We start from the raw sequence: 13,941 nt of genomic DNA, 5'->3' as shown, positions 1-13,941 counted from the left end.
GTGACCACGTGGGTGATCGAACAGCTGACCACAATCTGGTGATCGCCTACGCACGGAGGTCGCAGCGATACGCCCTGACCTGCACATCCGGATGGGCTTGCTGGGGTCTGACATGTTGGGCTGGTGGTTGAGTCCATTGTGGATCTTGTTCAGCGGCATGCTGGTGAGCGGCCGGGTAAGACGGCGTTTGTTTGTGGGGATCGCCGGGTGACGTTTGGGGAGTTGGAGGAGCTGACTCGGCGGTTTGCTGGGGGGCTGGCCGGGATGGGGGTCGGGCGGGGCGATGCCGTTGTCGTCTGCCTGCCGGCGGGGATCGATGCGGTGGTGGCGGTGCTGGGGATTGTGCGGGCCGCGGCTGTGGGTGTGCCCGTGGATCCTCGTGCTTCCAGCGCTGAGCTGGACCGGCTCGTGCGGGATTGCCGGGCGAAGGCTGTTGTTACCGACTCGGCTCATGGTGTTGCGGGGGTTGGGATCGCGGCGGTTCTTGATCAGCCGGGTGTGGCGCGGGATGACCTCGGGCTGGATGAGGACTGCTGGATTCATTACACGTCGGGGAGCACCGGGCGGCCGAAGGGTGTTCTTTCCAGTCAGCGGATGTGGCTGGGGATGATTGATACGGCGCTGGTCCGGCATCAGGGGCTGCGCGAGGATGACCGGTTCCTGTGGCCGCTGCCGTTGTTTCATGCGCTCGGGCATGCGCGGTGTGTGCTGGGTGTCGTGGTGCTGGGGGCGACCGCGATCATTCTGCCGTACCCGTCGGATTCCGATCTGATCGATGCTTTGGAAAGCGCGGAGCCGACCGTGCTGACCGGGGTTCCGACGACCTATCACCGATTGCTGGCGACACTCCAAAACCGACAGATCACATCAGCGAGGTTGCGGATCTGTGTCACCGGCGGGGCACCGTGCCCGCCGGAATTGCGGCTTGCCGTTCGGGAAGCGCTCGGGGCGCCGCTGGTCAACACGTATGGCAGCACCGAGACGTGTGGCGCGATCGCTATGGAATTGCCGGGGCCGATGCCCGCGGAAGGCTCCGTCGGGCGGGTCATCGGTTTTGAGGTTCGGATTGTCGAGGGTGAGGTCTGGCTGCGGGGGCCGAGTCTCATGCGCGGCTATTTCCAGCAGCCCGAGGCGACCGCTGAGGTGCTGGTTGACGGCTGGTACCGGACCGGGGATCTGGGGCGGCTCGAGGATGGGCATCTGTTTCTCAGTGGGCGCGCGCGGGATCTGATTATTCGCGGTGGGGCCAATGTGCATCCGGCGGAGATCGAACGGGTGCTGATCGGGCTGCCGGGGGTCGCCGATGCCGCGGTGGCCGGGCGGGCACATCACCGGCTGGGGCAGGTGGCGGTCGGGTATGTCGTGCCTGCGAACAGGGATGTCGATCCGGTTGCGCTGCTCGCGGCCTGCCGGCGGGTCATGTCGGCCGCGAAGGCTCCGGACGAGATCCGGCTCGTGGACGCCATTCCGCGTACGGCCACCGGCAAAGTGATTCGCGACCAGCTGGACAGCACCACAGACCGGGACCCGATCGCGATTGTCGCCATGGCGTGCCGTTATCCGGGTGGGGTCGGGTCGCCCGAGGATCTGTGGGCGCTGGTCGACAACGAGGTCGACGCGATCACACCGTTCCCGACGGATCGCGGATGGGCGTCGGACCTTTACGATCCCGACCCCGACAGTGCAGGACATACGTACGCCCGAAGCGGCGGCTTCCTGCACAACGCGACGGATTTCGACCCGGCACCGTTCGGGATCGGGCAGACCGAAGCGCTGGCCATGGATCCTCAGCAGCGTGTCCTGCTGGAGACCGCGTGGGAGCTGTGGGAGCGGGCCGGTATCGACCCGGCGAGTGTGCGTGGCAGCGACACCGGCACCTACGTCGGCCTGATGTACAGGGATTACGCGAACGGCGTCGACAGTGTGCCGGCGGAGGTCGAGGGGCATCTCGGGCTCGGGTCCGCGGGCAGTGTGGCGTCGGGGCGGATCGCGTACACGTTCGGGCTCACCGGGCCGGCGGTCACGGTCGACACCGCCTGCTCGTCCTCGCTGGTGGCGTTGCATTCGGCCGCGCGGGCGCTGAGCAGCGGCGACTGCGCCCTGGCGATCGCGGGTGGTGCCACGGTGATGTCGACGCCCGCCCCGTTCGTGGGGTTCAGCCGGCTCCGGGGGCTGTCGCCGGACGGCCGGGTCAAGGCGTTCTCGGGCGACGCCGACGGCACCGCGTGGGGCGAGGGCGTCGGGTTGCTGCTGTTGGAGCGGCTCGAGGACGCGCAGCGCAACGGGCACCCGGTGCTCGGTCTGCTGCGCGGCACCGCGGTCGGGTCGGACGGCGCGTCGAACGGGCTCGCGGCGCCGCACGGTCCCGCGCAGCAGCGGGTGATCCGGGCCGCGCTCAAGGATGCGGGGCTCGGGGCCGCGGATGTCGACGCGGTGGAGGCGCACGGCACCGGCACGCTGCTCGGGGACCCTATCGAGGCGCAGGCGCTGCTCGCGACGTACGGCCGGGATCGTCCTTCGGGTCGTCCGCTGTGGCTGGGAACGGTGAAGTCGAACATCGGCCATACGCAGGCCGCCGCCGGGGTCGCCGGGGTGATCAAGATGGTGGAGGCGTTCCGGAACGACACGCTGCCCCGGACGCTGCACGTCGATCAGCCGAACGAGCACGTCGACTGGACCGCCGGCGACGTGTCGCTGCTGACCTCCGCACGCCCGTGGCCCAGGTCGGCGGAGCGTCCACGCCGCGCCGGCATCTCGTCCTTCGGCATCTCCGGCACCAACGCCCACGTGATCATCGAGGAACCACCCGCAACACCGCCTGCAAGACCAAAAATATCCGATATGCCGCTCTTGTTCGCAGCGGCCGATGAGCACGCGTTGCAGCACATCGCCGCGCGCCTGCTCAAAGACGAAACCGTGGACGCCGCAGCGCTCGGCACAACCCGGGCTGTCCAGCGATTCCGAGCCGCCATGACCAGGAAGAACAACGTCACGCTGGGCACGGGACGCCCGCCGGGGCAGGTGATCTTCCTCTTCCCCGGCCAGGGCGCACAACGACCCGGAATGCGCGACCTGCTGCCCTTCGACGTCTTCCGGACGGCGTACGACGAGGTCCTGACCAAGCTGGGCAATCCCGCCGAGGGAGACCGCACGGAGAACGCGCAGCCGGCGCTGTTCGCGTTCGGCGTCGCGGCGTACCGGCTGCTGCAGTCCTGGGGCATCCAGCCCGGCCTGCTCATCGGCCATTCGATCGGCGAGCTGGCCGCCGCACACATAGCCGGGATCCTGTCCCTCGAGGACGCCACGAAGCTCGTCTCGGCCCGGGCCCGACTGATGGGCGCGCTGCCACCGGGCGGTGCGATGGCCGCCGTCAAGGCCTCCGAAGCGGAGATCGTCCCGCTCCTGGACGACCGGGTCAGCATCGCGGCCATCAACGGCCCGCGGGACATCGTGATCTCCGGGGACGAAGCGGCCGTCGAGCGGGTCACCCGCGGCTTCCGGGCCAAGGCCCTGCGGGTCAGTCACGCTTTCCACTCGGTACGCATGGAGCCCATGCTGGACGAATTCGCACAGGTGGCGGCGTCGATCGAGTACCGGAAGCCCACCATCCCGATCGTTTCCACGCTGACCGGGCTCCCCGCGACCGGCGACGATCTGCGCAGCGCGGGGTACTGGGTGCGCCAGGTCCGCGAGCCCGTGCGTTTCGCGGCGGCGATCAGCGACGTCACCGGCCTGTTCGTGGAGCTGGGTCCGGCACCGGCGTTGGCCGCGCTCGTGCCGCACGAGGTTGTCCCGGTGTCTGCGGACGGCGCGGCGCGGCTCTGGGCGTACGGCGTGGATGTGGATCGGGTGGCACTGCTCGGTCGCGGGGATCCCAAGGTCGCAGCGACGATGCCGACCTATCCCTTCCAGCGGAAGCGTTTCTGGCTGTCCGAGGGCAGCGCACCGGCCAGGAAGCGGCTGCTCGACGCGATGTTCGCCGTGCCCGGAACGGGGCGGCACATGGCAACCGGCCGGCTGTCGCTGACCGCCCAACCGTGGCTGCGCGACCACGCGATCGGTGGCGAACCGCTCGTGCCCGGCACCGCGTTCGTCGAGCTGGCTACGGCGTTCGGACGCTGGGCCGGGGTGCCGGTGGTGGCCGAGCTCGCGATCAGCCAGGGCCTGGTCGTCACCGACGACGAGGTGGACCTGCAACTGATCCTCGGCGAGCCGGAGCCCGACGGAACCCGCGCACTCGAAATCCACGCGCAGCAGCTGCACGCAAGCGGCCGCTGCGAACCAGCCGCACCGGAGGCCGACGACGACTGGACCTGGGCAGCCGTTTGGCCGCCCGAGGGGGCGACGCCGGTTGACATCACCGAGCTTTACACCGACGGCGGTTACGGTCCCGCTTTCCGCGGGGTGACGGCTGCCTGGCGGCACGGCGATCACATGTACGCGGAGGTGAGCCTGCCCAGCGCAGCCGGGAACGGCGGCGCCGACCTGCACCCCGCGCTGGTGGACGCTGCCCTGCATCCGGCGCGGCTGTTCGATGCCGGGGACCGTACGCAGCGCCTGCCCTTCGTGTGGTCGGGTGTTCGCCGTCATGCGGGCGGCGCCACGTCCGCCCGGGTCCGCCTCACGCGCGCCGCCCCTGACCAGATCGCGGTTCGCCTCGCCGGCGCGGACGGCAATCCGCTGCTCTCGGTGGAGTCGCTCACGTTGCGGTCGGTGCCGCGGGCGCTCTTCCGGCCGTCGTGGGTCCCGGTCACGCTGCCCACGAGCGGTCCCGGGCGGCAAGTTCTCGATCTTTCGTACGCACCCCCGCGCACCCCCGCGGACGTACGCGACCAGATCTGGTCCGCCGCCGAAAAGTTGCGTTCCCTGCTCCCCGGCCCGGAGCCGATCGTCGTGACCACCCGGTCGGCAGCCGTCGCGGGGCTCGTTCGGGTCGCCGCCGCCGAGTACCCGGGGCAGGTCGCTCTCGTCGAGCTCGACGGCACCCCGGAGTCGGAAGAAGCGTTGCCCGCCGCGATCAGGGCCACGGATCCCGAGCTGCGAATCACGCGCGGCGAAGTGGGCTCATTCCGGCTGGTCCGGGCCGAGAGCGACACCGAGGGCGCAGTCGATTTCGGTACGGGCAGCGTCCTCATCACGGGCGGTACCGGGGCGCTGGCCGGTGTCGTCGCACGTCATCTCGCGGGTGCTCACGGCGTACTGAAAATGGTGTTGGTGAGCAGAAGCGGCGATCAAGCCGCGGGCGCCGCATCCCTGAAAGAGGAGCTCGGCGACCGCGTCTCGATCGTCGCGGCCGATGTCAGCGACCGTGCCGCACTCGCGCGGGTCCTCGCGCAGGCCGACCCGCCGGTGACCGCAGTGGTGCACGCCGCAGGAGTGATCGCCGACGGCACGATCGAGTCGCTCACGCGGGAACGCGCCGACACCGTGCTGCGGCCCAAGATCGACGCCGCCTGGCACCTCGACGAGCTGACCGGCGACCTGGCCGCGTTCATCCTGTTCTCGTCGGCGAGCGGGCTGCTCGGCAACCCTGGCCAGGGCGCCTATGCGGCCGGCAACTCGTTCCTCGACGACCTGGCGCGGCGCCGGCACGCGGCGGGCAGACCCGCGCTCTCGCTCGCCTGGGGCCCGTTGGACCTCGACGGCGGCATGGAGATCGGCAGGTCACGGCTGCGGCCGATGACGCCGCCGGAGATCACGGCCGCCTTCGACGCGGCGCTGCACAGTGGCGAGCCGGTGCTCGCGCCGATCGTGCTCGACCGTCCCGCCGCAGCCCGCCCGGCTCCGGAGCGGCCCCAACCCGTTTCCCTGCGCGGTCTCAGCGGGGAAGAGCTGACCGCCAAGCTCAATCTGCTCGTACGCGACGAAGTGGCGAGCGAACTCGGCTATCCCGACCCGGCGATGGTCGACGTCCGCACCGCGTTCACCGATCAGGGCCTCGACTCGGTGGGCTCGATCCAGTTGCGCACCCGGCTCGTCGCGGCGACCGGGGTGCCCATGCCGGCGACCGTCGTCTTCGACCATCCGAGCCCGGCGGCGCTGGCGCAATGGATCGCCGGGGAGCTGGCCCATGCTCCCGCGGTGCCCGTGGTGGCCGAAGCGCCCCGCACGGTGGCCGAGCTCTTCCACGCGATCGCCGGTTCGGGGCAGTACTGCATGGCCGTCAACCTGCTGATCAGCGCGTCTGCTTTACCTTCTCGGCGAGGGGACGAAGCCGCTCCGCCGGTGGCGCTCGCCGATTCTGCGGACGGGCCGGTGCTGGTGTGCCTGCCGTCGTTCGGGCCGCTGGGGGTGGCCGAGTTCCTGCCGTTCAGCCGGGCGGTCGGGGGCGCTGTGGCGGTGGTGCCGTTGCCGGGGTTCGATGCTCGTCCGCGCGTACCCACCTCGTTTGATGATCTGATCGCTCAGCTCGCGGATCTCGCAGCGCAGGCGGCGGACGGCCGGCCTTTTGTCCTGGTCGGACGGTCGAGTGGCGGTCAGCTGGCGCACGCGGTGACGGCCCTGCTGGAGCGACGGGATCTGCGTCCGGCGGGGCTGGTGCTGCTCGACACCTACGAGAACGACCTGGGTGCGGTCACCCGCGAGGAGTGGCTGGCGTCCCTGCTGGCGTCGGGGCTGAGCCGGCTGCGGGACCGTCTCGACCCGGCCGCGGAGCAGGCCGCGCTACTCGCCGCGGGTGCCTATCTGCGGCTGATGCGTGGCTGGCACCCGGCACCGCTGAGCACGCCCAGCCTGCTCGTCGGCGTCGCATCACCCGTCGCGGGCATGCCGGCGGGCTGGAAGACGTCACGGTCGGGGCCGCACACCCGCGTCGAGGTGCCGGGTGATCACCTCACCATGCTCGACGAGCAGGCGGCAGCTACCGCAGCGGCCGTCCGAGCGTGGCTACTGGATCCAGACCACGATGCCGGTGAGGTTGTTCAGGACGGCGGCGACGCCGGCGCGGACGGCGGCTGAGCAGCGGTCCGCGGTGAAGGACGCCGGGTCGTAGGTCGAGGCCGAGCCGAGCCCTTCGCCGCGGAACGACGCGCCGGACCAGTCGACCGACGTGACGTTGCCGGTCGGTTCGGCGAGTTCCGCGCCGACCACCAGGAACTGCTGGCCCAGGTGGCTCGGGGTCACGAGCGCGAGCGGGTCGACCAGGCTGTTGCCCGCGGTGACGATGAGGTCCGGTTTCATGTCGAGCGCCTTGACCGTGCTCGCAACGTGGTCGCTGGTGGAAACCACAGTCCGCAGGTCGACGTCCTCGGCCTCGGCCCAGGCCTCGACCGCTTTCACCAGCGCCTTTGTCGGGGCGTCCTCCCCGGCGGTGAGCAGCACGACCCGATAACCCTTCGACGGGTGGACCCCGTCCCACGATCCCGGCGCCGGGGTGACGGTCGCCTCCGGGGTAGGAGTGGTCGACGGGTCGACAAATCCCGGGCCGAGGGTGCCGATCGCGCTCGGTGCCGCGTGCGGTTGCGACCAGTCGCTCCCGGAGCCGCATCCGGTGATCAGCGTGGCGGCCGCGGTCAGCACGACTGCGGCCTTCAGCATGGGGCGCAAGGCTTTTCCTCTTGGGTGGTGATGGGTGCGGGCTCTTTCCTATCCCAGTTCCGGCCCATCGCAAGCGTCTGGATGATCTTGTTGCCATCGGTTCGTCCGCGGGCCCCTCGCCGTTAACCCGGATCCTGCACCGTGACATCATGCCGCGCCGCGTCCATTATGTTGTTTTTATTGCTATTGCTGCGGCATTCGCCGTTCTGAACTCCGCCGGATCCGCCCTGGCCCACGGCTTCTCGTCGGTGGTCTACGCCGATGTCGCCGGCGCAGGTCAAGGCCACGTCCGGACCTCGCTGGGGCTTGAATACGACCTCTTCATCGTCTCCGTCGCCGATTCCGAAAAGGACGATCCGCTCTTCCGCACCGGAACGGATGCCTTCGAGTCGGGCGATTTCGCGGCTCAGGCCGCTGCCCTGAACGCTCACAAGGAATCGGCGCTCAAATACGTTTCCACCCGATTCTCCATAGCCACGTGTACGCCCACCCAGATCGGCGACTACACGGTCGCCGAGCGGGACGGCGTTCCGTACGCGACCCTGCTGCTCGACTGGAACTGCCCCGATGCCCGCGGCGAGCACACGGTGACCAGCTCGCTGTTCCCCGACGGTGAGGGCTACGTCAAGGGCACGAAGACGATCGTCACGTACAAGCTCGACGCCCGCGAGGGCAGCGCCGCGCTCGACGCGAGCCGCCCGTCGTTCTCCACCGGCCAGGCCTGGTACCAGCGGTTCTGGGAGTTCTTCCAGCTCGGCGCCGAGCACCTGCTGGGCGGCATCGACCACATCCTGTTCCTGCTGGCACTGATCGCCGGCTCCCGGCGACTGCGCGAGATCGTGCTCGCGGCCACGAGCTTCACCCTGGCCCACTCGGTGACCTTCATGCTCGCCGCGCTCGGCCTGGTCGAGGTCCCCGCCCGGGTCGTCGAACCGATCATCGCGCTGTCGATCGCCGTGGTCGCCGCCTGGTACCTCTACCGGCTGTGGCGCCGCGGCTCGCACGCCACCGACCTGCCCGACCGCGGCCTGGACCGGGCCGGTTGGACGCGGCTGGCCGTGGTCTTCTGCTTCGGCCTGGTGCACGGCCTCGGATTCGCGGGCGCCCTCGGCATCGACGAGGCGTTCTCCTGGACGTTGCTCTGGTCCCTGCTCGTGTTCAACATCGGCATCGAGGTCGTCCAGTTGTCGATCATCGCCGTCGTCTTCCCGCTCCTGATCGTGCTGCGGCGGCGCTCGCCGAAGGCCGGTCTCTGGGTCACCGGCCTTCTCGCCGCCGGCGTGACGGTCATGGGAGTGGTGTGGTTCATAGAACGGCTGGTCGGAGCCTGATTCTGCGGAGGTCTTCCGGGAGGCGCCACCAATCGGATCGACGTAGTTCATCGTCGGTTCATCGGACGGCGACAGCTTGATCTTGCTTCGCACCTCCTCTCATAGGGACGAAAATCTTGAGCACCTCAACGCAGGCCTACGGGCTTGTGCGGCGCCGCGTGGCCGCAGGGGCCACCGCGGCAGTACTGGGCCTGGGCGCGGTCCTCATCGTCGGACCGGCGACCCCCGCCAGTGCCGTCCTGGGTGCCGCACCCAGCAGCCTCATCCTCGGTGTGGGCGCCAACGAGACCCAGCGCATCGTGTCCTGGTACTCCTCGGTGGACACCGCACAGCAGATCCAGCTCGCGCCGACCACGTCCGTGGTCAACGGCGTGTTCCCCGCGAACTCCGCCACGTTCGCCGCGCTCGGCGCCGCGAACATCGCCACCAGCGGCGGCTTCAACCGGCACGCGACGATCACGGGGCTGCAGGAGAACACGGCGTACTCGTACCGTGCCGGCTCCGAGGGCAACTGGTCGACGGCGTACAACTTCAAGACGCAGGACTTCGAAGGCGACTACGACTTCCTGTTCTACGGTGACCCGCAGATCGGCGCCTCCGGCAACGTCGCCAAGGACCAGGCCGGCTGGCAGGACACGCTGGACGTCTCGCTGGCGGCCAACCCCGACGCCGAGCTCCTCGTGTCGGGTGGCGACCAGGTCGAGACCGCCAACACCGAATCGCAGTGGGACGCGTTCCTCGCGTCCGACAAGCTGCGCCAGTACCCGTGGGCCGCGACGATCGGTAACCACGACGTCGGCGGCAAGGCGTACGAGCAGCACCTCTACACGCCGAACACCGACCGCTCGGGTGCCTACTACTCGAACGGTGACCCGGCCTCCAACACGTCGGGCGGCGACTACTGGTACATCTACAAGGACACGCTGTTCATCGACCTGAACAGCAACTCCTACGCCACCAGCCAGGGTGGCGGCGGTGACGCGGCACACGTCGCGTATGTCACCGACATCATCAACAAGCACGGCTCCGAGGCCAAGTGGAAGGTGCTCGTCTACCACCACTCGATCTACTCGGCCGCCTCGCACGCCAAGGACGCCGACAACAAGGTCCGCCGCGTCGATTTCCCGACCACGTTCTCCAAGCTCGGCGTCGACCTGGTCCTGCAGGGCCACGACCACGTCTACACCCGTAGCTACGAGATCAAGAACGGCGCCAAGGCCAACCCGGATGAGAAGCCGGGCGACGCCGACGTGTTCACCGGTCCCGGTGGCGTCATCTACATGACGGCGAACTCCTCGTCGGGCTCGAAGTACTACGACATCACCGCCCCCGACAACAGCGGCACCAGCGGAGCCGGCAACGGCGCCGACCCGCTGAAGCCGGAGGACTACTGGTACAACTCGGTGCAGAACCAGGAGCACGTCCGCTCGTACGTCAAGGTGCAGGTCCGCAGCGACAAGCTGGTCCTGTCCAACGTCCGCAGCGGCACCTGCGCAGCCCCGAACTCCTCGGTCGAGGGCGGCCTGTCCTGCACCAACACCGCGGACGGCCAGCCCGTCGGCTCCATCGTCGACAAGGTGACGGTCCACCCGTACACCGCTGACGGCCAGGAGATCCAGGTCAACGTGCCGAACGCCGCCCCGGGCGAGTTCGGCTGGACGATCGACGGCTACAACGGCCTGGTCGACCTCGGTACCGCGCAGGACCACAACGGCGAGTACTTCGGTGCCACCGGCAAAATCAACCCGATCCTTGTCTCCGACACCCGTCGTACGCTCTCGCCCTGGTCGCTCTCGGCCAGCGTGGGTGACTTCAAGGACGCCGACAAGACGTTCTCCGGCTCGTACCTCGGCTGGACGCCGCAGGTGCTCACCGCCGGCGCCGGCGCGAAGGCCGGCTCGCCGGTCAAGTCCGCCTACGACGACGGTGGCCAGGGCCTCGCCGTCGCCCGCAGCCTCGCGGCGGGCGACCAGGGTCACCCCAAGGGCACTGCCCGCCTCGGCGCCGACCTGGATCTGAAGATCCCGGGCACGGTCGACAAGGGCAGCTACCGCGGCACCCTGACGATCACCGCACTGAGCAGCTGACCTTTCAGGAAATCGGTGGGGGCGGGCTCCGGCCCGCCCCCACCCCAGCTTTAGGACTCATAGATGTACGCCTTCGTCAGAAAATCCGCCCTGGCCCTGCTCGCCGTCGTCGCAGTCGTCGGCTCGGCGGCCGGCCCCGCCCTGGCGGACGAGGGCGACGTCACCTGGACGGTCCGGACCGCCTCGAACAACTTCGGCGAGGCCCGCTCCAGCTACACCTACTCCGTGAACCCCGGCGCCCCCACCAAGGACGCGATGGTCGTCGCCAACCGCGGCAAGGACCCGCTGACCCTCACGGTGTACGCCGCTGACGGGTTCACCACCGACACCGGGCAGCTCGATCTGCGTACCAAGGATCAGAAGCCGGTCGGCATCGGTGCCTGGCTGAAAACCGACCGGGCCACCATCTCACTCGCCCCCGGCAAGACCACCGAGGTCCCTTTCACGGTCACGGTCCCGGCCAACGCCACCCCCGGCGACTACGTGGGCGGCATCATCACCTCGCTGACCCAGCCCAGCGACCAGCCCGGCATCAACGTCGAGCGCCGCCTCGGCATCCGGGTGAAGCTGCGCGTCGGCGGAGACCTCGCCCCCAGCCTCGCGATCGAGAACTTCAACCTCGACTACAACGGCACGTTCAACCCGTTCGCCAAGGGCAACGCCACCGTCAGCTACACGATCCACAACACCGGCAACGCGGTCATGTCGACCCAGCAGTCGGTCTCCGTCGCGGGCCCCTTCGGCTGGTTCCGCACCTCCCCGGCCACACTGGCGATGCCCCCGGAGCTCCTCCCCGGCGAAAGCTGGAAGGTCACGGCCCCCGTCGAAGGCGTCACCCCCGCGATCTGGCTGGCCGCAACCGCCGACCTCTCCCCGGTGATCACCGACGCCTCCGGCTCAACCACCACGCTGAAAAAGGTCACCGCCACCGCCCACGGCTGGGCCATCCCCTGGACGCTCCTCGCCGTGCTGGTCCTCCTGATCGCCGCGGCCATCATCACCCGCATCGCCCTGCGCCGCCGCCGCGCCCAGCGCAAACTGCGCGAGGACGCCCGCGTCGAGGAAGCCGTCAAGCAGGCGCTGCTATCCCATGAGCCGGCCTAAATTCGTAAGGCTGCTGATCAGGGCCGTCGTATAACCGAGGATCCGGGCCGCCCATTTCACGACCGCAGATGCGATCTGGGCGGCCACCACCGGAATCGTCACCACCAGCAACGACTCGGCGGCCCACACAATCACCCTGGCCACCAGATCGGCAATCAGATCCCGCACGATCTCCCGGGTGAACTGAACAAGGTTGCCGGCCGCTTGCGTAGCCGACGCCATCGCATAGGAAAGCACCCCGAGCCCGTCCAACGCATCAACATTGTTGGCCATCAAGCTCTTGTACGACTCGGCCGCCGCCCCTTGCCAGTCAGGCAGATCAGCGGCGAGCGACGACTCCAGCCCGGCAGCCATGGATTGCAGCCTGCCGGCCATGTTCTCCCAGGTCGCGGCGTGCGAGGCGACCCGGTCCGGAATCCCGGCCAGCTGATCGAGAACCTGCCGCAACGGCTCAAAATACTCCATCGCCCAGCCGAGCCCATTGGACAGCAACGCGCTGAACGGGTCGAGAACGGTCGCCGCGGCCTCAACCGCGAAAGCCCCACCGGCAAGCGCCTGATCAACCCAGCTGCCGCTGTCCACAGCCTGATAGAGCCCCTGAAAACCCTCCGCCAGCGAAGCACCCGTCCACGCCGTCCGGGTCGACGTCACCGGAGCCACCAGATCGGACATCAGGACCGCCCGGAACTGCGGATCTGCTCCGCCGCAGCCTCGTCGATCTGGTCATACTCACGCCCGGTCCGCACCAGAGCATCACTGACCAACCGCAAATTCTCCTCAACGTACGCAATCAGCTCGTCCTGCCGCCGATGCCGCTCCTCGAGAATCCCGGAAACCCACCCACACAACAGCCCATAAGCAGCGTCATCCTGAGCAATCGCCGCACTGGCCCCCTTGACGTCCCCGAACTGCTGAGCCACCGCATCCACCCGCGTCGCATGCGCCCGAATCTGCTGCGCATCAACGGCAAAGCCCTCAGCCATCGCTCAGCCCTCCCCGCAGCTGCTGCTCCACCCGCGCGGTAATCGCCTGCGCCGCCACAGACTCACTGCCCATGGTGTCGGTAATAATCTGCCGAGACCGCTCAGCGGCCTTCACCTTCGCAGCCTTCAAAGCCGCCATCAACGCCCGAGAAACCACATCCGGCGCAACCCGCTGAATCCGCTCGCCGAACCGAGCATCAACCAGCACCCCACTGGAATCAACGGTGACCTCGACAAGCCCACCCTCATCCTCAGCCCTGACCCGCAACTCCCCGAGCCGATCACTCATCGCCTGCGTATCCGCAGCCACCCGATCAATCCGACTCTTCCACCCCCGCAGGTAGGCCAACGACTCATCCGGATCAAGAAACCCACCCACGCCGGCCATCAGCACCCCACCCCCGCAATGACCTCCATCAATCCCAAAATCCTAACCCGCTTCCGCCTTCCCGATCACCTCACGGATCACCCGAGCCAGTTCACCAAACGCGTCCGTAGCAGCTCAGGTAGGTCGGATTCCATGAATCTGACCTAACTAGCGAGATTCCGTCTGCTCAATCACGGCTCGAACCATGCCGGCAAGCTCGTGAAGGAACACAGCAGCCCCGGCATCTGTCGGATCGTGGTCAAGGTCCCAACCGCCATGTCCCGCAACGAGGCGGAGCAGCGTGCCCTCCGGTTGCGGCTCGACCAGGATGGCGTCGATGGCGGCCAGCGCGGTGTGCAGGGATCGGGTGCTGTAGTCCGCCGTTTGCTGAAGCCCGGTGCGTACCTCGTCAAGGCCCGAGGTGTCCGCAACGAAACCCTCGATGAAGTCACGAACGGTCTCCCACGTTGAGCGCGCGGCTTGCTGCTCCATACGCGCCCGAAGTGGTTCGGGAAGGCTCGACGTGTCCATGG

Annotated in this window: 9 protein-coding genes; 4 read left to right on the top strand and 5 right to left on the bottom strand. The window is 68.6% G+C overall.

All coding sequences use genetic code 11. From position 1 onward, the window contains the following. Window positions 1–123 precede the first annotated feature (123 nt). A complete protein-coding gene (locus Ahu01nite_RS13065; RefSeq protein ID WP_203836752.1) occupies window positions 124–6,957 on the top strand; it encodes a type I polyketide synthase in 6,834 nt (2,277 codons plus the stop codon). On the opposite strand, the gene Ahu01nite_RS13060 is transcribed toward Ahu01nite_RS13065, so the two are convergent. Further along, a complete protein-coding gene (locus Ahu01nite_RS13060) occupies window positions 6,886–7,536 on the bottom strand; it encodes a type 1 periplasmic-binding domain-containing protein (RefSeq protein WP_203836751.1) in 651 nt (216 codons plus the stop codon). The two genes, Ahu01nite_RS13065 and Ahu01nite_RS13060, sit on opposite strands and share 72 nt — an antisense overlap. 149 nt (window positions 7,537–7,685) lie before the next feature. On the opposite strand from Ahu01nite_RS13060, the gene Ahu01nite_RS13055 reads away from it, so the two are divergent. From Ahu01nite_RS13055 to Ahu01nite_RS13045, 3 genes are all read left to right on the top strand, one after another. Beyond that, window positions 7,686–8,867 (top strand): HupE/UreJ family protein, encoded by a 1,182-nt coding sequence (locus tag Ahu01nite_RS13055; RefSeq protein ID WP_203836750.1) that lies wholly within the window; start codon window positions 7,686–7,688, stop codon window positions 8,865–8,867. A gap of 116 nt (window positions 8,868–8,983) precedes the next feature. Further along, on the top strand, window positions 8,984–10,954 hold the full coding sequence (locus Ahu01nite_RS13050) for a fibronectin type III domain-containing protein (RefSeq protein ID WP_239158815.1): 1,971 nt from the start codon (window positions 8,984–8,986) through the stop codon (window positions 10,952–10,954). Window positions 10,955–11,017: 63 nt separating this feature from the next. Further along, window positions 11,018–12,058 (top strand): WxL protein peptidoglycan domain-containing protein, encoded by a 1,041-nt coding sequence (locus tag Ahu01nite_RS13045; protein WP_203836749.1) that lies wholly within the window; start codon window positions 11,018–11,020, stop codon window positions 12,056–12,058. Here Ahu01nite_RS13045 and Ahu01nite_RS13040 read toward each other — a convergent pair. The 4 genes from Ahu01nite_RS13040 to Ahu01nite_RS13025 form a co-directional block, all read right to left on the bottom strand. Beyond that, a complete protein-coding gene (locus tag Ahu01nite_RS13040) occupies window positions 12,038–12,730 on the bottom strand; it encodes a WXG100 family type VII secretion target (protein ID WP_203836748.1) in 693 nt (230 codons plus the stop codon). The genes Ahu01nite_RS13045 and Ahu01nite_RS13040 overlap by 21 nt on opposite strands. Next, window positions 12,730–13,041, bottom strand: a complete 312-nt coding sequence (locus tag Ahu01nite_RS13035; RefSeq protein ID WP_203836747.1) for a type VII secretion target — start codon at window positions 13,039–13,041, stop codon at window positions 12,730–12,732. The genes Ahu01nite_RS13040 and Ahu01nite_RS13035 overlap by 1 nt, the downstream gene beginning before the upstream one ends. Beyond that, window positions 13,034–13,429 carry a YbaB/EbfC family nucleoid-associated protein gene (locus Ahu01nite_RS13030; protein ID WP_203836746.1) on the bottom strand — a complete coding sequence of 132 codons (396 nt, stop codon included), beginning with the start codon at window positions 13,427–13,429 and terminating at the stop codon, window positions 13,034–13,036. Before Ahu01nite_RS13030 ends, Ahu01nite_RS13035 begins: the two co-directional genes overlap by 8 nt. Window positions 13,430–13,576: 147 nt before the next feature. Next, window positions 13,577–13,939 (bottom strand): hypothetical protein, encoded by a 363-nt coding sequence (locus tag Ahu01nite_RS13025; protein WP_239158814.1) that lies wholly within the window; start codon window positions 13,937–13,939, stop codon window positions 13,577–13,579. Window positions 13,940–13,941 lie beyond the last annotated feature (2 nt).

The sequence above is a fragment of the Winogradskya humida genome (assembly GCF_016862215.1).
GTDB classification, from domain to species: Bacteria; Actinomycetota; Actinomycetes; order Mycobacteriales; family Micromonosporaceae; genus Actinoplanes; species Actinoplanes humidus.
This window is presented reverse-complemented; position numbering and strand designations above follow the sequence as displayed.

Bases quoted from the DNA above. Each gene is read 5' to 3' on its own strand.
- Ahu01nite_RS13060 (WP_203836751.1), bottom strand. From the start codon at position 7,536: ATGCTGAAGGCCGCAGTCGTGCTGACCGCGGCCGCCACGCTGATCACC.
- Ahu01nite_RS13055 (WP_203836750.1), top strand. From the start codon at position 7,686: ATGCCGCGCCGCGTCCATTATGTTGTTTTTATTGCTATTGCTGCGGCA.
- Ahu01nite_RS13045 (WP_203836749.1), top strand. From the start codon at position 11,018: ATGTACGCCTTCGTCAGAAAATCCGCCCTGGCCCTGCTCGCCGTCGTC.
- Ahu01nite_RS13040 (WP_203836748.1), bottom strand. From the start codon at position 12,730: ATGTCCGATCTGGTGGCTCCGGTGACGTCGACCCGGACGGCGTGGACG.
- Ahu01nite_RS13035 (WP_203836747.1), bottom strand. From the start codon at position 13,041: ATGGCTGAGGGCTTTGCCGTTGATGCGCAGCAGATTCGGGCGCATGCG.
- Ahu01nite_RS13030 (WP_203836746.1), bottom strand. From the start codon at position 13,429: ATGGCCGGCGTGGGTGGGTTTCTTGATCCGGATGAGTCGTTGGCCTAC.
- Ahu01nite_RS13025 (WP_239158814.1), bottom strand. From the start codon at position 13,939: ATGGACACGTCGAGCCTTCCCGAACCACTTCGGGCGCGTATGGAGCAG.